This is a genomic window from Enterococcus rotai, assembly GCF_001465345.1.
Lineage (GTDB): Bacteria > Bacillota > Bacilli > Lactobacillales > Enterococcaceae > Enterococcus_L > Enterococcus_L rotai.
In genome coordinates this window covers 1,825,127-1,842,567 of record NZ_CP013655.1, presented here as the reverse complement: position 1 = coordinate 1,842,567, position 17,441 = coordinate 1,825,127, and the positions used below count along the sequence as shown (strand labels likewise).

16 protein-coding genes are annotated in these 17,441 nt (G+C 37.9%); 7 read left to right on the top strand and 9 right to left on the bottom strand.

Annotated elements, in window-relative coordinates:
• From mvk to fni, 4 genes are read left to right on the top strand one after another with little or no spacing between them, the layout of a single operon-like run.
• A complete protein-coding gene (gene mvk, locus ATZ35_RS08455; protein WP_208930372.1) occupies positions 1-945 on the top strand; it encodes a mevalonate kinase in 945 nt (314 codons plus the stop codon).
• A complete protein-coding gene (gene mvaD / locus ATZ35_RS08450) occupies positions 945-1,943 on the top strand; it encodes a diphosphomevalonate decarboxylase (protein ID WP_208930371.1) in 999 nt (332 codons plus the stop codon). The genes mvk and mvaD overlap by 1 nt, the downstream gene beginning before the upstream one ends.
• Positions 1,940-3,037 (top strand): phosphomevalonate kinase, encoded by a 1,098-nt coding sequence (locus ATZ35_RS08445; RefSeq protein WP_208930370.1) that lies wholly within the window; start codon positions 1,940-1,942, stop codon positions 3,035-3,037. Before mvaD ends, ATZ35_RS08445 begins: the two co-directional genes overlap by 4 nt.
• On the top strand, positions 3,021-4,067 hold the full coding sequence (fni, locus tag ATZ35_RS08440) for a type 2 isopentenyl-diphosphate Delta-isomerase (protein ID WP_208930369.1): 1,047 nt from the start codon (positions 3,021-3,023) through the stop codon (positions 4,065-4,067). The genes ATZ35_RS08445 and fni overlap by 17 nt, the downstream gene beginning before the upstream one ends.
• 68 nt (positions 4,068-4,135) lie before the next feature.
• On the opposite strand, the gene ATZ35_RS08435 is transcribed toward fni, so the two are convergent.
• From ATZ35_RS08435 to ATZ35_RS08395, 9 genes are all read right to left on the bottom strand, one after another.
• Positions 4,136-4,564 (bottom strand): NUDIX hydrolase, encoded by a 429-nt coding sequence (locus ATZ35_RS08435; protein ID WP_208930368.1) that lies wholly within the window; start codon positions 4,562-4,564, stop codon positions 4,136-4,138.
• 37 nt (positions 4,565-4,601) lie between these two features.
• The gene (locus ATZ35_RS08430) at positions 4,602-5,462 is read right to left on the bottom strand and encodes a VOC family protein (RefSeq protein ID WP_208930367.1); all 861 of its coding nucleotides are present in this window, start codon (positions 5,460-5,462) and stop codon (positions 4,602-4,604) included.
• A gap of 115 nt (positions 5,463-5,577) precedes the next feature.
• The gene (locus ATZ35_RS08425) at positions 5,578-6,753 is read right to left on the bottom strand and encodes an RtcB family protein (protein ID WP_208930450.1); all 1,176 of its coding nucleotides are present in this window, start codon (positions 6,751-6,753) and stop codon (positions 5,578-5,580) included.
• Between the two features lie 396 nt (positions 6,754-7,149).
• The gene (locus tag ATZ35_RS08420; RefSeq protein ID WP_208930366.1) at positions 7,150-7,581 is read right to left on the bottom strand and encodes a GNAT family N-acetyltransferase; all 432 of its coding nucleotides are present in this window, start codon (positions 7,579-7,581) and stop codon (positions 7,150-7,152) included.
• 89 nt (positions 7,582-7,670) lie between these two features.
• Complete coding sequence (gene adhE / locus ATZ35_RS08415) at positions 7,671-10,268, bottom strand: bifunctional acetaldehyde-CoA/alcohol dehydrogenase (RefSeq protein WP_010762677.1); 2,598 nt, start codon at positions 10,266-10,268, stop codon at positions 7,671-7,673.
• Positions 10,269-10,458: 190 nt separating this feature from the next.
• The gene (locus ATZ35_RS08410; RefSeq protein WP_208930449.1) at positions 10,459-10,776 is read right to left on the bottom strand and encodes a post-transcriptional regulator; all 318 of its coding nucleotides are present in this window, start codon (positions 10,774-10,776) and stop codon (positions 10,459-10,461) included.
• A gap of 46 nt (positions 10,777-10,822) precedes the next feature.
• Complete coding sequence (gene yajC / locus ATZ35_RS08405) at positions 10,823-11,191, bottom strand: preprotein translocase subunit YajC (protein WP_208930365.1); 369 nt, start codon at positions 11,189-11,191, stop codon at positions 10,823-10,825.
• 82 nt (positions 11,192-11,273) lie between these two features.
• On the bottom strand, positions 11,274-12,419 hold the full coding sequence (gene tgt, locus ATZ35_RS08400; protein ID WP_010771116.1) for a tRNA guanosine(34) transglycosylase Tgt: 1,146 nt from the start codon (positions 12,417-12,419) through the stop codon (positions 11,274-11,276).
• A gap of 230 nt (positions 12,420-12,649) precedes the next feature.
• Complete coding sequence (locus ATZ35_RS08395) at positions 12,650-13,738, bottom strand: iron-containing alcohol dehydrogenase family protein (RefSeq protein WP_208930364.1); 1,089 nt, start codon at positions 13,736-13,738, stop codon at positions 12,650-12,652.
• Positions 13,739-13,961: 223 nt separating this feature from the next.
• On the opposite strand from ATZ35_RS08395, the gene ATZ35_RS08390 reads away from it, so the two are divergent.
• The 3 genes from ATZ35_RS08390 to ATZ35_RS08380 all read left to right on the top strand — a co-directional run bounded on the left by ATZ35_RS08390 (position 13,962) and on the right by ATZ35_RS08380 (position 17,399).
• Complete coding sequence (locus tag ATZ35_RS08390) at positions 13,962-15,425, top strand: ABC transporter substrate-binding protein/permease (protein WP_208930363.1); 1,464 nt, start codon at positions 13,962-13,964, stop codon at positions 15,423-15,425.
• On the top strand, positions 15,418-16,140 hold the full coding sequence (locus ATZ35_RS08385; protein WP_208930362.1) for an amino acid ABC transporter ATP-binding protein: 723 nt from the start codon (positions 15,418-15,420) through the stop codon (positions 16,138-16,140). Before ATZ35_RS08390 ends, ATZ35_RS08385 begins: the two co-directional genes overlap by 8 nt.
• Before the next feature lie 98 nt (positions 16,141-16,238).
• Positions 16,239-17,399 carry a pyridoxal phosphate-dependent aminotransferase gene (locus tag ATZ35_RS08380; RefSeq protein WP_208930361.1) on the top strand — a complete coding sequence of 387 codons (1,161 nt, stop codon included), beginning with the start codon at positions 16,239-16,241 and terminating at the stop codon, positions 17,397-17,399.
• The last annotated feature ends 42 nt before the right edge of the window (positions 17,400-17,441 follow it).

Sequence of the window (17,441 nt, the reverse complement as noted above, 5' to 3'; positions counted from 1 at the left end):
ATGTATAAAGAAAAAATAGGGCACGGACAAGCATCTGGAAAAATTATTCTGATGGGGGAACATTCTGTTGTTTATGGGGAACCTGCTATTGCGTTTCCTTTTCAAGAAACGTTTATTGCAACAACAGTTGAATCTAGTACTGCCATGACATTAGATTGCCTTTACTTTTCAGGAAATCTTGCAGATGTTCCGTCACCATTAAAAAGCATCAAAGAAGCCGTCAATCAAACACTGATTGCTCTTCACCAAGAAAATACAACGTTAAAACTCACAATTACTAGCACGATTCCAGCCGAGCGCGGTATGGGCTCCAGTGCGGCAGCAGCGGTTTCGATCGTCCGTGCTTTATTTGATTACTTTGATGTAACATGTACCCAAGAGGTATTGTTACCTTTAGTAAACCGTGCTGAAAAAATAGCTCATGGAAATCCCAGTGGCATTGACGCTGCAGCAACTAGCGGGAATGACTCACTATTTTTCATAAAAGGACAGCCCTTAGAATCATTTCCAATGAATGTTTCTAATGCTTTTTTAATCGTTGCTGATACAGGTATCAAGGGTCAAACCAGAGCTGCAGTCAGCGATGTTGCGAAGCTTTTTGAGCAGGACCAAGCTAAAATCGCACAACATATTACTGAGCTAGGCCGTTTGACTAGACTTGCTAAACAAGTCATTTTGGCAGATGATGTTTTAGCTTTAGGAAATATTATGAACCAAGCACAAGAGCAACTTAAAGCATTATCTGTCAGTAATGAGCAATTAGACCGATTGGTTACAACAGCTCGTGAAAATGGTGCAATTGGCGCCAAACTAACAGGTGGCGGCCGTGGCGGTTGTATGATTTCTTTAGCTGAATCGAAAGAACAAGCTGAAAAAATCGCCGCTGCTTTAAAAAACACCGGCGCAGTAGCGACCTGGATTCAATCATTAGGAGTGAACAATTAATGTACGCTGGAAAAGCACGAGCCTATACAAACATCGCCTTAATCAAATATTGGGGCAAAAAAAATGAACAATTGATATTACCAATGAATAACAGTCTTTCTTTGACCCTTGATGCTTTTTATACAGAAACTACTGTGATTTTTGATGCGTCACTAACGAAAGATTCATTTGTCTTAGATGGGACGTTACAAGACGCTAAGCAAACAACGAAAGTATCTAAATTCTTGGATCTCGTTCGCCAACAGTATAAAATCTCTTTATTTGCTAGGGTAGAAAGCCAAAATTTTGTCCCTACAGCAGCTGGCTTAGCTTCTTCAGCTAGCGGTTTAGCAGCTTTGGCCGGCGCCTGCAGCCAAGCGTTAAATCTACAATTAAATGAGACAGAATTATCCCGATTGGCCCGCCGTGGTTCAGGTTCAGCTTGCCGTAGTATTTTTGGTGGATTTGCTGAATGGCAAAAAGGAGATTCAGATCAAACTTCTTTTGCTCAAGAAATCCCTGCAGATGGTTGGGAAAATGATTTAGCGATGCTTTTTGTGTTAGTTGATGATGGTATCAAAGATATTTCTAGTCGCGATGGTATGAAACGAACCGTTGAAACATCCAGTTTTTATTCTGGTTGGCTAGAAACAATTGAAGCTGACTTAGCAACGGCCAAACAAGCAATCGCCGCAAAAGATTTTAATAAACTAGGTGAAGTTACTGAAGCGAACGGATTGCGTATGCATGGTACAACCCTTGGAGCAGTACCACCATTTACCTACTGGTCGCCTGAAAGTTTAAACGTCATGCAATTAGTACGCACAGCACGAGAACAAGGTCTTCCTTGCTACTTTACCATGGACGCTGGTCCAAACGTTAAAATTTTAGTTGAGAAAAAAAATCTAGCTGCATTAAAGAATATTTTAGCAGAACATTTTTCAGAGCAACAACTGATTACGGCTCATGCAGGACCAAAAATCACTTTGCTCCCTCTAGAAAGGTCGGAAGAATTATGATAGAAGTTTCCACACCCGGTAAGTTATTTATTGCTGGCGAATATGCAGTTGTTGAACCTGGGCACCCAGCGATCATCGTGGCAGTCGATCAATTCGTAACAGTCACTCTTGAATCTGCTGAAAATGTTGGTAGTATTCAATCAGCGCAATACAGTTCATTGCCTGTACGCTGGACCAGACGAAATAATGAACTCGTTCTTGATATTCGAGAAAATCCATTCCATTATGTGTTAGCGGCGATCCGTTTAACTGAAAAATATGCACAAGAACAACAAAAGGAATTGGCGTTTTATCACTTGAAGGTTACTAGCGAACTAGATAATTCCAATGGACGAAAATACGGATTAGGCTCAAGCGGTGCTGTAACCGTGGCAACTGTCAAATCTTTAAGCCTATTCTATGATTTAGAGCTATCTGAAGAAGAAATATTCAAGCTTTCAGCTTTAGCCCATTTAGAAGTTCAAGGAAATGGTTCCTGTGGTGATATCGCTGCAAGTTGTTACGGTGGCTGGATCGCCTTTTCAACTTTCGATCATCAATGGGTCAATGATCAAGCACAAAAACAAACACTGACGGCTCTGCTTCAAGCAACATGGCCAAAATTAATGATCAAACCATTGACCGTTCCTAAAAAATTACGTCTTCTGATTGGTTGGACCGGTAGTCCCGCTTCTACTTCTGACCTAGTGGATCAAGTCAATCAATCAAAGGAAGTTCAAAAAAATGCTTATCAGAAATTTCTAGATGACAGTAAAACGTGTGTTGAGACAATGATTACAGGTTTCGACTCTGAAAACATTTCATTGATCCAAACCCAAATTCGGAAAAACCGACAGTTACTCCAACAGTTAACATCGCTTACAGGTGTGACGATCGAAACGCCCGCCCTTAAAAAATTATGTAACTTAGCTCAGACTTGCGGCGGTGCTGCAAAATCATCTGGTGCTGGCGGTGGTGACTGTGGTATTGTGATTTTCAAACAAAAATCTGGCATTTTGCCATTGATGAGCTCATGGGAAAAAGAAGGCATCACGCCTTTACCATTACATGTATATTTTTACGGAAAGCAGGAAAAAAATGAATCGAAAAGATGAACATATTTCTTTGGCAAAAGCTTTTCATAAAGAGAAAATGAACGACTTCGATCAAATTAAATTCATTCATCATTCATTTTCAGAAATAGCGTTAGACGAAGTTGATATTTCAACATCCTTTCTTGATTTTACCTTTAAACAACCGTTTTATATCAATGCGATGACAGGTGGCAGTGAACGGGCAAAGGACATCAATCAGCAATTAGGTATTATCGCTAGAGAAACTGGTGTCATGGTTGCGACAGGCTCAGTCAACGCAGCCTTAAAAAATCCTGATTTAGCTGATACTTATCAAATCATGCGTAAGGAAAATCCTACTGGTGTGATCTGGGCTAATATTGGAGCTGGGCTTTCTTTAGAAGAAGCGAAAAGAGCAGTCGATCTTTTCCAAGCCGATGGACTGCAAATCCACGTGAATGTCCCACAAGAACTAGTAATGCCTGAAGGAGATCGTGATTTCCATGGTTGGCTAGATACTATTGAAGATATTGTTTCACACTTATCTGTACCTGTAATTGTGAAAGAAGTTGGCTTTGGTATGAGTAGTGAAACGATTGAACAATTAGTCTTGCGTGGCGTAAAAGCTGTTGATGTCAGTGGTCAAGGTGGTACTAGTTTTACCCAAATCGAAAATGCCCGTCGTAAAAAACGAGAGTTAGGCTTTTTAACTGACTGGGGCCAATCAACCGTCCTTTCCTTGTTAGAATCGATCAATTGGCAACGAGACTTGACCGTTTTAGCATCTGGTGGCGTTCGTCAATCGCTAGATATTCTCAAAGCCCTCAGTTTAGGTGCCAAAAGTGTGGGAGTTGCGGGAACGATTTTAAACCAACTAATGACACACGGTGTAGATGACACCATCGCACTTCTTCAGCAATGGGAAGACGAACTTAAAATGTTATATACCTTGCTTGGGAAAAAGAGTACGAGTGACCTTACAACAACAGATATTATTTTTTCTGGTGAGATCATTCATTGGTGTGAAAGTCGCGGTATTGCTTATCAGCCGTTTGCTAAGAGGAGTAAATAAACGAAAAAGTGAGTGAGATATGACTTAAAGAGTCATGTCCCACTCACTTTAATTATTTCTAACTTGATTCAATCCAACGTTTTCTTTAACATGTATAAATGGTGTTCATGAAATAACTTTTTCTCTATTGTTTCTAAAGACACCCAACGCATCGGTTCTGTTTCTAATGGCTCTGCAACCTTTTTAGCGAGCGTACAAGCATAAAAATAACCGATATTATGTTGCGATAAATCAGGATACTGTGGAGAAACCCAATGTTTTTCAGCTTTTCCAATAAATTCACCTATACTTAAATTAAAACCTATTTCTTCAAGCGCCTCTCTTTTTAAAGCTTCAATTGGAGCTTCACCATTTTCAATTCCTCCTCCGACTAAAAATAAGTATTTATCGGAAGATTGCACAACCAAATATTCTCCATTTTGATTTTGAATCACTGCGTAAGCACCTACTCGATGGCTATACGTCAAACTATTATTTCTTTTTCCAAAAGACTCCAATCCAAACCTCCTTGTATCTATGAAAACCAGTTTTTTCTTATCCTTTATACGCCTTTCTCAACGCAGCAATGTCGATCCGTTTCATCTTATACAATTCCTGCATTACCCGATAAGCTCTTTCAGGATCTGAGTTATCAAATAGCGTATCCATATCTGTTGTAACGGTTTGCCAACACACACCATACTCATCTTCCATCCAACCGCACGGCCATTCTTTGCCCTTAGAAGTGACGGCATCCCATAGCTGATTGATTTCTGCCTGATCCTTACAATACACATAAAACGAAGTCGCCATTGTAAAGGTAAAATCATGTGCTTCTCCACTATCCATAACCCTAAATGGTTGTCCATGCATTGTAAATACCGCTTGTGCAACAGTACCATCAGGATTTTTTTGGACATACTCAACCTTACCCTCACCAAAGATTTCGATCCATTGATTCATTGCTTCTTCTGCCTTACCAAATTGTTGACCAACAAATAAGAAACTCGGTGTGATAGACTGTGGTGTTTCAGATAGAACTAATTGCCATGAAACACCGTATTGATCATTCAACCAACCATATTTCTTGCTGAATGGATATTCGCCGAATTCCATCAACACCTCTCCATTATGACTTAATGTTTCCCATAACTTGTCGATTTGCTCTGTCGTTTCACATTCCACAAAAAACGAAATCGCTGGTGTGAAGTTAAACTCTGGACCACCATTCAATAAAATGACTTCTTGCCCTGCTAAGGTTGTCGTCACAGTTAAAACTGAGCCTTTGGGTTGATGTTCGCTATCCACATAGTAATCGACTTTATTGATTTTACTCTCTTCAAACGCATTGACATAAAATTCAGCAGCTTCTTCGACTTTTCCATCAAACCATAAACATGGAGAAAACTTAGACATCTTGGATCATCCTTTCTTGATAAAACTGATTTTCACGGTCTTTTCAACTAGATCTGTTCTGTCTTTTATTATATAGAAGCTTTAGCTGTTTTAAAAATATTCTTGTCTTTTTTGTCTAGCCTTTAAAATTATAGAGTGGTCGAATCACTTCTTGAATAGTCATCGTTTCTTTGACATCTTCCATTAGTTGTTTCTTTGGCTTATACGCTTTGGGTGCTTCATCGATCGTTTTCTTTGAAACAGAGGTCGTCCAGACATGCTTCATAGCATGCTGATAACTTTCTAAGCTGATTTTTGCCTTGGCTTGCGAGCGACTCAATACTCTTCCCGCTCCATGAGGTCCTGATTGATTCCAATCTTGATTGCCTTTACCCGTTGCTAAAATACTGCCATCTTTCATATTCAAGGGTACGATGATTTTTTCACCAAGCTTGGCAGAGACAGCTCCTTTTCTTAGCAGTTTGTCTTCTAAATCAATATAATTATGAGGACAATCAAACGATTCTATGATAGCTTTTTTCCATTTCATGCCTTTAAGAATTGTTTCAGCCATGATTTTACGGTTCATAGCGGCATATGCTTGTGCAATTTTCATATCTTCTAGGTAGTTCATTAAATCATCTGCTGTTACATACGATAGCTCATAGGGAATTTTTACTGATTCTCGTGCTAATTGTAGTTCATGAGCTCTTTCAGTATCACCCTTTTGTTTCGCGTGAGTTGCAGCTATTTTTAAAGCTTTTCTTTGTTGTGATAGCTTTTGATAGGCTACTTCTTGATGATATTCAGCGATTTCTTTACCTAAAACACGACTGCCGCTATGGATCACTAAATATAAACCATCTGTTCCTTCGTTCACTTCAATAAAATGATTGCCGCCCCCAAGTGTGCCTAAACTTCTTAGAGCCCAGCCTTTGTGGATCGGTGCATGGATTTTACCTAGTTCAAACTCATGTTGGCTTTTATCATGGGACTGAGATCCGCTAGGAATTCTTGTGCGAATGATTCGATCTAGTTTATCAAAGTTTGTTTTGATGGATTTCTTTAGCTTCACAACATACAAGCCGCAGCCGATATCAACTCCGACTAAATTTGGGACTACTTTGTCTTTGATTGTCATCGTTGTGCCAATAACACAGCCTGAACCGCTATGAGTATCCGGCATGATTCTGATTTGACTTTCTTTAGCAAATTCTTGGTTACATAAAGACATAATTTGTCCGATCGTATTATCATCTAACATGTCTGTAAATACTTGTGCTTCGTTATATTTCCCTTTAATTGTTAACATTCTGATTCCTCGTTCTTTTTTTATTGTCTGGAATGCAAAATGTCGACCGCATTCCTTAGCCGCTTTGTTTGTTTCCTTTTCTTCCACTCATTGGATTCACCTCCATAAAATTTCAACAAAAAACCGCCAATCAAAAATGATCGACGGCTTATCTTTTTAAGTAGCTAACTTAAAAAGGTCTATATACTGAAAGAGAAAGCAAAAAAACATGATTTTTGCCATTGCTTCAATATAAGATAACGCTCTACAACCCATTTCTGACTTTTACTTATTTTGAATTGACTCATTGTCATTTCGCTCCCTCCTTTCTTCTTTGTTATTTATCCATGGTAGCATTTCATAATTTACTTTGTCAATAGACAATTTTATTCATTACGGCAGCTATTTCTCTCTTCTTTAATCAAACAATTTTCTGAAATTCACTTGGTTTTTAACTCTTTTATATCCTTGATGTTCGTAAAACTTATGCGCTTCCGTTCTTTCAACACCTGAATTTAGACGGATACCTTCAGCATTGTTTTCTTTAGCCCATAGTTCGGCATGATTCAGTAATGATCTGCCTATCCCGTGACCATGAATATCTTCATTTACTACAAGAGCCATAACATTCATCAATTTGGGTCCATAAGTACAAACATATTCGCTTAATTGAATATAACCAACTACTTTTTCCTCTATAACATGTACAAATACTTTATTCGTAGGTGAAGATAATAAGTAGCGTAACTGCCGTTTAGCCTCTTCTAGTGGGTATTCATGCTTTAACGGGTACGTATTTAACTGATTGATCGCTTCTGCATCTTCTAGTTTTGCTTCTCTGATGGTCATTTTGTTTCACTCCCATTTGTTTTGACTTTATTATACCTCTAAACAAAAAGAGAAGAGCAACTTTTCAGTTACTCTTCGAACTTTTTTAATTAACCATTGTAGGCATCAATAATGATTTGTTTCAATTCACTGATCAACGGTTCTTTTGGATTTGCTGTTGTACATTGATCTTCATACGCTAATTCTGCCATGTGATCAACAGTTGAATCAAGAATTTCTTGTGTCACACCTTGTGCTTTCAAGTTCATATCAATTCCAACAGATACACCTAAATCATAAACAGCTGTTGCTAATGCATCCACTAATTCTGCTGTATTTTTTCCTTTAAGACCTAAGAATTTCGCAATATCAGCGTAATCTGTGTCTGCACGGAAGTAATCATATTTAGGGAACATTGCATGTTTTGAAGGATCTTTGGCATTGTAACGGATGATATGCGGTAATAAAATCGCATTTGTACGTCCGTGAGGAATCCCATATTCTCCACCAATTTTATGTGCTACTGAGTGACAAATTCCTAAGAATGCGTTGGCAAAAGCCATACCAGCCATTGTTGATGCATTATGCATTTTTTCACGACTTTCAGCATCTGGACGTTTCACTGAGTTTTCTAAGTGTTCAAAGACTAATTTGATTGCTTGTAAGCTTAATCCACGTGTGTAATCAGAAGCCATAACTGAAACGTAAGACTCGATTGCATGTGTTAAGACATCCATACCAGTATCCGCTGTTACAGAAGCTGGAACTGACATGACAAATTGAGGATCAATGATCGCAACATCTGGCGTTAATGCATAATCCGCTAATGGGTATTTCACATGGGTATCACTATCTGTAATAACGGCAAATGGTGTTACTTCTGAACCCGTACCTGATGTTGTTGGGATACATACAAATTGTGTTTTAACTGCTTTTTCAATTTTATACGTACGTTTACGGATATCTAAGAATTTTTGTTTAGCACCAAAGAATTCTGTATCTGGGTGTTCGTAGAACATCCACATGCCTTTAGCCGCATCCATTGCAGATCCCCCACCTAAAGCAATGATCGTATCTGGTTCAAAATCAACCATGACTTTTGTTCCAGCATACACTGTGTTTGTAGATGGATTTGGTTCTACAGCTGAGAATACTTCGATTTGAACGTCGTTTTTACGTTTTTGTAATTCTTTACGGACTGTATCAGCATAACCGAATTGAACCATTCCTGGATCACAAACGATCATGACACGTTCAACGTTTTCCATTTTTTGTAAATATTGTAATGAATTTTTTTCAAAGAAAATTTTTGGCGGTAATTTAAACCATTGCATATTATTTCTCCGTTTCGCTACAGTTTTGACGTTGATCAAGTTAACAGCAGATACGTTTTTAGAGACTGAATTTTTACCGTAAGATCCACAGCCTAATGTTAATGAAGGAATCATTTCGTTATAGATATTACCGATTCCGCCTTCAGCAGATGGAGAGTTTACTAAGATACGGCAAGCTTTCATGCGTAAACCAAATTTCACTTGTAGGTCTTCATCTTCTGTATGGATCACTGCTGTATGTCCTAAGCCACCTAATTCAAGCATTGCTTCACATAAATCAAAGGCGTGATCTGTATTTTTTGCTTTCATCATCGCTAAAACTGGCGATAATTTTTCACGAGAAAGTGGGTATTCTGCTCCTGCTCCTTCAAGTTCAGCAATTAGAATTTTTGTGCCTTTTGGTACTTTGATTCCAGCGAGTTCTGCGATATGTTCAGCAGAGTACCCAACGATTGCTGGATTAACAGCATATTTTCCTTCGTTCATCACAGCATCTTCTAGTTTTTGTAATTCGTTTGGTTTAACGAAGTACACTTGATGTGCTTCAAATTCAGCTTTTACTGCTGCATAAACTTCTTTATCTACGATCACAGCTTGTTCAGAAGCACAAATCATGCCGTTATCAAATGATTTAGACACGATCAAGTCGTTTACTGCACGTTTGATTTTAGCTGTTTTTTCAATATATGAAGGAACATTCCCTGGTCCAACACCTAACGCTGGTTTACCAGTTGAATAGGCTGATTTAACCATAGCACTACCACCAGTAGCTAAAACAATGGCAATACCAGGATGATTCATCAAACCTGAAGTTGCTTCTAAAGAAGGTTGTTCGATCCATTGTACACAGTTTTCTGGAGCACCTGCTTTAATGGCTGCATCACGAACGATACGAGCAGCTTCAGCAGAACATTTTTGTGCACTTGGGTGGAACGCGAATACGATTGGATTACGTGTTTTGATTGAAATCAACGCTTTAAAAATGGTTGTTGATGTTGGATTCGTTGTTGGTGTAACACCACAAACCACCCCAACTGGTTCAGCGATTTCGATTAAGCCTGTTTGGTCGTCTTTATTGATAACACCAACCGTTTTATCATGCTTGATGCTGTTCCAAATATATTCAGAAGCGTACATATTTTTGATTGCTTTATCTTCGTAAATTCCACGGCCAGTTTCTTCTACAGCCATTTTTGCTAAAGGCATATGTTGGTCTAATGCTGCCATTGCCATTTGGTGCACAATGTGGTCAACTTTTTCTTGATCGAAGTCTTCCATTTCTTTTAAAGCAATATTTGCTTTTCTTGCCAACTCGTCGATCATTGCTGATACATCAGTCGTTTTGGTATCTTCTTTCTTCATTGTTTTAGCCATTGTGATCCTCCTAGAAAAATAAGTTAGTTATTTTTTGTTTGTTAACTATTTCACATACACATCATACAACATTATTTTTTTCTTGTAAATAGTTTTATTGTGATTTTTTTCACATTTATCGTTTTTTTTATTCATCTTTTTCAAGTAAGCGCTTTTTATTATACAAAAAGAAAAAAGAATCTATTCTCCGTTAGAATAGATCCGTTAGGTCTTGCCAATCCTTGATTGTCAGACTACTTGTTTGTGCAATTAGTTGCTGGTAATCAAAAAATTCGTTTGGCTCAATATGTAAAATGTCTTCTCGACACGCTTTGATCGATGGTGGAGCTTGCTTTTTCCAACGATAAGAAACAAGATAGTTCATCAATTCTGTCTCGTTAACTGATGAATAACCAAGCTGCTGAAAAGAACGGCATTTTATTTTTAATTCTTTTTTTAATAAGAATTTTTGGTGCCAAGATAACTTTTCGATGGTTCTCGCCCTCTTTCTAAAACCTACACTATGTATGAAGCCTAAATAGATTTAGAAAGAAAAAATTCCAGCAAGCTGGAATTTATTCTTTCGTTTCGTTGTTTTCAGAAGTTATTGTTACAGTTGGTTCTTCAACAACTGTTTCTTCTGTCTCAACAACTGTAACGCTACTGTCATTTGTAACCACAGTACCTGGTTTTACAGTTTTGATTGCTGCACGATCAAATTCAAGGATGATTCCTTCACAATCGATCAATACAGTTTTTTTGTCATTGTCGATTTCAGAGATCACGCCATGTAATCCACCGATTGTTACAATATTATCGCCCACTTTCATTGCTTCTAAAAGTGATTGACGTTCATTTTGTTGTTTCTTTTGGGAACGTGTCATAAAAAACATCATTCCAGCTAAAAGAATTAATGGTAAAATAAACGAAAGTCCTCCGCCCATTATCTATTCACCTCTCTATCCTATAATCACTAGTTTACTGTAACAAAATTTCGTGTACAACACTAGTCTTTTGATCATTTTTTTAGAAACTTTTCGCATTCTCTTTGTTAAACCCATATTCTTCAAAAAATGCTTGTCTAAATTCTAGTAGATTGTCATCCATGATCGCTTGACGGACTTGTTTCATCAAATTCAATAGGAAATACAAGTTATGATAAGAAGTTAAACGGATACCAAATGTTTCATCCGCTTTGATCAAGTGACGGATATAAGCACGAGTATAATTTTTACACGTATAGCAATCACATTTCTCATCTAGCGGACGGAAATCTCTTGCGTACTGCGCATTTTTAACGACAAGTCGACCTTTAGAGGTCATACAAGTCCCATTTCTAGCAATTCTCGTTGGCAATACACAGTCAAACATATCAATCCCACGAATGACCCCATCAATCAACGAATCAGCTGTTCCAACTCCCATTAGGTATCTTGGCTTATTATCAGGAATTAAAGGCGTTGTAAAGTCCAAGACACGATTCATCTCAGCTTTTGGTTCCCCAACGGATAAACCACCGATCGAATAGCCTGGAAAATCCATACTGATCAAATCTTTGGCACTTTGGCGTCGCAGATCTTCAAATCCAGCACCTTGAATGATACCAAACAATCCTTGACGATCTGGGTTGGCGTGAGCTTTCAATCCACGTTCTGCCCAGCGTGACGTACGCTCAATTGATTTCTTCACATAATCATAGCTTTCATCAAACGGCGGACACTCATCAAAACTCATCATAATATCAGAGCCTAGATTATTTTGAATATTGATTGCTTTTTCTGGTGAAAGGAATAATTTAGACCCATTTAAATGATGTCTAAAATGAACCCCTTCCTCTGTGATTTTACGCATATCACTTAATGAGAATACTTGGAAACCGCCAGAATCTGTTAAAATCGGTTGATCCCAATTCATAAATTTATGTAAGCCACCAGCTTCTGCAATTAAATCATCGCCGGGACGTAGCCATAAATGATAGGTATTGCTCAAAATCACTCCGGCCCCCATTTCTTTTAAGTCTTCTGGTGACATGGTTTTTACTGTCGCTAACGTTCCTACAGGCATAAACATTGGTGTTGGAAATGTTCCGTGGGGGGTGATGATCTCCCCTAAACGGGCACCAGTATGTTTTTCTTTCTTTATTAAACGATAACGAATGGCTGGTTCTGTCATTCATTTTCCTACTTTCTTTTGTAAATTTACACTTTCCTCATCATACTTTTTTTTGTTCGTATTTGCAAGGTTTTGCAGGCTTTCTTTAGGATATCCTTAGACAAATGAAACGCCTCTCTCTTCGCTTGCCAAGTATTGTGTTCCCATCAGCTCTGCAGACAGTTGCTGCGACTTACAATAAAAGGAGCTTAGATAAAAAATTATCCAGCTCCCAGGTTTTTAAACGGCTCTTATTTATCGCTCATTGCTGTTTCAAGTTCCATCATTGCTGTTTTCACAATTTCAGGCGTAATCTTTTCTTTCATATAATGAATCGTTTCATGCGGCTCAGCAGCACGTTCAGCAATGCGCTGATAATCATCCTCTGATAAATTCATATTCATCCCTTTTAAAGAAATTGGTAAATCAAGACTGTGATAAAACGGAATTAGTTGTTTGATTTCTGACCATTTATTTTCGATCACTAACTGAACAAAAACACCGTAAGCCACTTTATTACCATGTAGCTGTTGGTGACTTTCAGGTAAAATCGTCAATGCATCATGAATTGAATGTGCCCCAGCAGTCCGCCCATAATCATCACCAAAGCCACCAACCATTCCGCCAAGTAAGATATTCGTCTCCACTACATTTAAAAAAGCTTGATTGATTTTTTTCTGCTTCATAGCAACAAGCGCCTCTTGACTGTCAGCCAGTAAAACATCTCGACATTTTTTGGCTGCAAAAGCAGAAACCTGGATTTCGATTGGCTGTACCGCTAATTGCGAAATCATCGCATCTGCTTCATACCATTTAGCCACAGTATCACCAATACCTGCAATCATCAATTCAATAGGTGAATCAAGAATAACTTTAGGTTCGATCAAAACCAATGCATTACTTTGAGCAAATACATCATAGCGATCCATAGAACCATCTGTTTTATAGATCACACTTAGTGGTGTATACGCCGCACATGTTGCAGCTAATGTAGGTAAAATCAAGATAGGTGTATTACATTGGTTTGCCACCGCTTTACCTAAATCTGCAATTTTCCCGCCACCAACTGCGATAATTCCTTCTAAACCTGCTTGTTCAAATTGTTGTTTTAATTCGACTGTTTTCTCATCTGTACAGGCTCCACCATAATCTACAAATTGTGCATCAATATTCACTAATGTAGGAAAATAGGATTTGGCCGCTTCCCAAGAATCTCGACCATGTAAAATCATAACACGTTTAAGCTTTCTTCTATTTAAATGTTCTTCTAAATCATCCCAAGCACCAACACGGCATTCATATTCCTGTGGCGCTCCTCTAACGATCAATGATTGATTCATCTGTCTCAACCTTTCATTTTTTACTTATTTTTATGCAAAAGCGAAATTTTTTAACTTCTTGCTAAAATTCACTTTTCCTTTCCCTTAATCTATGATATGATAAAACACATCTAAAAACAATAAATTTTTATACATTTATACACCATTTTTAGAATATTTATTGAAAATCACAACAGTTGAATTTACTTGACCGTTATCATTCTATCATAAAGGAGAAGAACAAATGAAACTATGTAAAAAAACCTTAGCCATTATTATTCCCATATTGCTGGTATTACTCACTTTTCTACCAGTAACAACCGCTCTAGCCGAAGAGAAAGATCCGGTCTACGACAGCGTCATGAAACGTGGTGAATTGATCGTTGGACTATCTGCTGACTATGCACCGTATGAATTCCATGCAGATGTTGATGGTAAAGACCAAGTCGTTGGTTTTGACATCTCAATCGCACAAAAAATCGCAGATGATCTAGGTGTCAAATTAAAAATTGAAGAACTGGGTTTTGATGCATTATTAGGTGCATTAAAAACTGGTAAAATCGATTTAATTATTTCAGGCATGGCACCCACTCCTGAACGTCTCCAAGAAGTTAATTTTTCAACACCGTATATGACCGTTCAGCAAAAAGTTGTGGTTAGAAAAGACGACAAAGATCTATTCCAATCAACAAAAGATTTTGACGGGGTAAAAGTTGGTGTTCAAAAGCAAACCACTCAAGAAGAGCTGGCAAAAACAGAATTAGTCGGTTCGATTCCAACCTCTTTACAAAAAGTACCCGACATCATTATGAACTTAAAAAATAAAAAAGTTGATGCTGCAGTTTTAGAAGGTCCAGTTGCTGAAGCTTATGTCGATCGTGATAAAGCCTTAACTTTCGCTGATGTTACGTTCGAACAAGGACAAAAAGATGCAGCGGTAGCCATTCCTAAAAATGCTCCTGTTTTAGAGCAAAAAGTCAACGCTTCGATCAAAACGATCAATGACAATAATTTATTAGATGGTTATAAAAAAGAAGCAGGTAAATTGATGTTTACAGATGATCAAAGCTTCCTTGGTAAATACGGTAAATTTTATATCAGTGGTGCGGGCTATACGATTTTCTTAGCCTTTATGGGTGTATTATTTGGTGCCATACTAGGTGGTTTACTCGCCTTAATGAAGCTTTCTAAATCCAAAATTTTACGTGGTATTGCGATCTGCTACATTGAATATGTTCGTGGAACACCTTTATTAGTCCAAATCTTTATTGTTTATTTTGGTACAGGCGTATTGGGTCTTGATTTATCAAAAATCGCTGCTGGTTGTATCGCTCTTGCATTAAATAGTGGTGCTTATGTTGCTGAAATCGTTCGTGCTGGAATCAACGCTGTTAATAAAGGACAATTAGAAGCAGCTCGTTCTCTGGGCATGAATCAACCACAAGCCATGCGCTACATTATTTTACCGCAAGCAATCAAAAATATCTTACCTGCACTAGGAAATGAATTTGTAACAGTCATTAAAGAGTCTTCTGTGGTTTCTGTTATCGGGGTTTCAGAATTGATTTTCCAAGCCGGCAATGTTCAAGGTGCCAGCTTTAAACCGTTCTTACCTTATCTAGTGGTATCATTGATTTACTTTGTTTTAACCTTTACCATTTCTCGCCTACTAGGTGTTGCTGAAAGGAGAATGAATACTAGTGATTAATATTAAAAACTTGCACAAAACCTTTGGAAAAAATGAAGTCTTAAAAGGGATTGATTTAGATGTAAATGCTGGGGAGGTTGTCGTGATTATCGGCCCTTCTGGTAGTGGAAAGAGTACTTTCTTACGTTGTTTAAACTTATTGGAACAACCAACAGCTGGAAGCATTGAATTTGAAGGTAAAAATTTATTAGATAAAGATACTGACATTGATGCGCTTCGTCAAAAAATGGGCATGGTATTTCAAAATTTCAATCTGTTTCCTCATAAGACAGTTTTAGATAATTTGACAATCAGCCCTATCAAAGTCAAAAAGGAAACCCCAGAAGCAGCTAAAGAAAAGGCTCTAACTTTATTGGAACAAGTCGGTTTGAAAGACAAAGCGACTAGCTATCCTTCTAGTTTATCTGGCGGACAGCAACAACGGGTAGCCATCGCTCGAGCACTAGCGATGAATCCTGATGTAATGCTGTTTGATGAGCCAACTTCTGCACTAGATCCAGAAATGGTTGGTGAAGTTTTAGCCGTTATGAAAGCTTTGGCCGTTGAGGGAATGACCATGGTGGTCGTTACACATGAAATGGGCTTCGCCCGTGAAGTTGCCGATCGTGTGATTTTCATGGACGCTGGAATCATACAAGAAGAAGGCACCCCAGAAGAAATTTTCGGTCAACCGAAAAATCCTAGAACACAAGATTTTTTAAGAAAAGTGTTGTAAAAACTACAAGAGGGCAAAGTAAGTAGAAAAACTTACTTTGCCCTCTTAAAAAAATAGTATAGAATGAAGTTAAGCAACAAGTAATTGGAGGTAACAAAATGGATCGACTAAACATTGCAAAGAAACATCAACAACCTGCTGAAAATATCTTAATGGATATTGCCACTTTAGCAAAACAAGTACCTGATTTATTGGACCTGTCGATCGGAGATCCCGATTTGATTACAGATGAACGAATTATTGATGCCGCTTTTACAGATGTGAAAAATGGGCACACAAAATATACCGCTTCTGGCGGTAGTCAGGAATTTATTGATACTGTTATTGCCTTTTATCGAAAACAATATGGTTTATCTTTTAAACCTGATCAAGTTCGAGCAACTGTTGGTGCTTTACATGGCATGTATTTAACGTTACAAGTATTGTTAGATCCTGAAGATGAAGTCATTATTCATGAACCTTATTTTTCACCCTACAAAGATCAAGTAATTTTTGCTGGTGGTAAACCAGTATTTATTCCAACTTATGAAGAGGATGGTTTTCAAATCAATATTGATGTTTTGAAAGCTGCCATCACAGATAAAACAAAAGCAATTATTATCAATTCACCAAACAATCCTACTGGAGCCGTTTTTTCTCCTGAAACATTTAAAGCGATTGCTGAATTGGCGATCAAACATGATTTTTATATTCTTTCAGATGAAGTCTATGAAGCGTTTTGTTTTTATGATGATTTCGTCCCAATGGCAACATTTGCTCCTGACAATACGATTACATTTAGCAGTTTCTCAAAAGCCTTCGCGATGACTGGTTGGCGTATTGGGTATATGATTGCTCCCGATTATATCAACGACGCTGCGAAGGTGATCAATGAAAGTATAACCTACTCAGCACCTAGCCCTTCTCAACAAGCTGGTATTTACGCATTAAATCATGCTGAAACACTGACTCCAGCAGTTGTAACCATTTTTAAAGAGCGTCTAGAATATCTGGAACAACGAATTTCGTCTATTCCGTTTCTCTCATTACATCCAGTCAAGGGCAGTATGTATGCGTTCATTAACATTTCAAAAACTGGTTTAACGTCTGTCCCCTTTGTTGAAAGAGTCTTAAAAGAAACAAATGTATTGATGATCCCAGGAAAAGCTTTTGGCGAAACAACTGGGGATAGTTATGTGCGTTTAGCAGCAACTCAAGACATAACTATATTGAAAGAAGCATTTGATCGAATTGAGAAAATGAGCTTTCAAACAAACTAGAAAAAAAGACCTACCACTAAATTCTGTCATTCGTATGAGTAG

Coding starts and splice junctions, on each gene's coding strand:
- mvk (WP_208930372.1), top strand. CDS start 1: ATGTATAAAGAAAAAATAGGGCACGGACAAGCATCTGGAAAAATTATT.
- mvaD (WP_208930371.1), top strand. CDS start 945: ATGTACGCTGGAAAAGCACGAGCCTATACAAACATCGCCTTAATCAAA.
- ATZ35_RS08445 (WP_208930370.1), top strand. CDS start 1,940: ATGATAGAAGTTTCCACACCCGGTAAGTTATTTATTGCTGGCGAATAT.
- fni (WP_208930369.1), top strand. CDS start 3,021: ATGAATCGAAAAGATGAACATATTTCTTTGGCAAAAGCTTTTCATAAA.
- ATZ35_RS08430 (WP_208930367.1), bottom strand. CDS start 5,462: ATGTCTAAGTTTTCTCCATGTTTATGGTTTGATGGAAAAGTCGAAGAA.
- ATZ35_RS08425 (WP_208930450.1), bottom strand. CDS start 6,753: ATGTTAACAATTAAAGGGAAATATAACGAAGCACAAGTATTTACAGAC.
- ATZ35_RS08420 (WP_208930366.1), bottom strand. CDS start 7,581: ATGACCATCAGAGAAGCAAAACTAGAAGATGCAGAAGCGATCAATCAG.
- adhE (WP_010762677.1), bottom strand. CDS start 10,268: ATGGCTAAAACAATGAAGAAAGAAGATACCAAAACGACTGATGTATCA.
- yajC (WP_208930365.1), bottom strand. CDS start 11,191: ATGGGCGGAGGACTTTCGTTTATTTTACCATTAATTCTTTTAGCTGGA.
- tgt (WP_010771116.1), bottom strand. CDS start 12,419: ATGACAGAACCAGCCATTCGTTATCGTTTAATAAAGAAAGAAAAACAT.
- ATZ35_RS08395 (WP_208930364.1), bottom strand. CDS start 13,738: ATGAATCAATCATTGATCGTTAGAGGAGCGCCACAGGAATATGAATGC.
- ATZ35_RS08390 (WP_208930363.1), top strand. CDS start 13,962: ATGAAACTATGTAAAAAAACCTTAGCCATTATTATTCCCATATTGCTG.
- ATZ35_RS08380 (WP_208930361.1), top strand. CDS start 16,239: ATGGATCGACTAAACATTGCAAAGAAACATCAACAACCTGCTGAAAAT.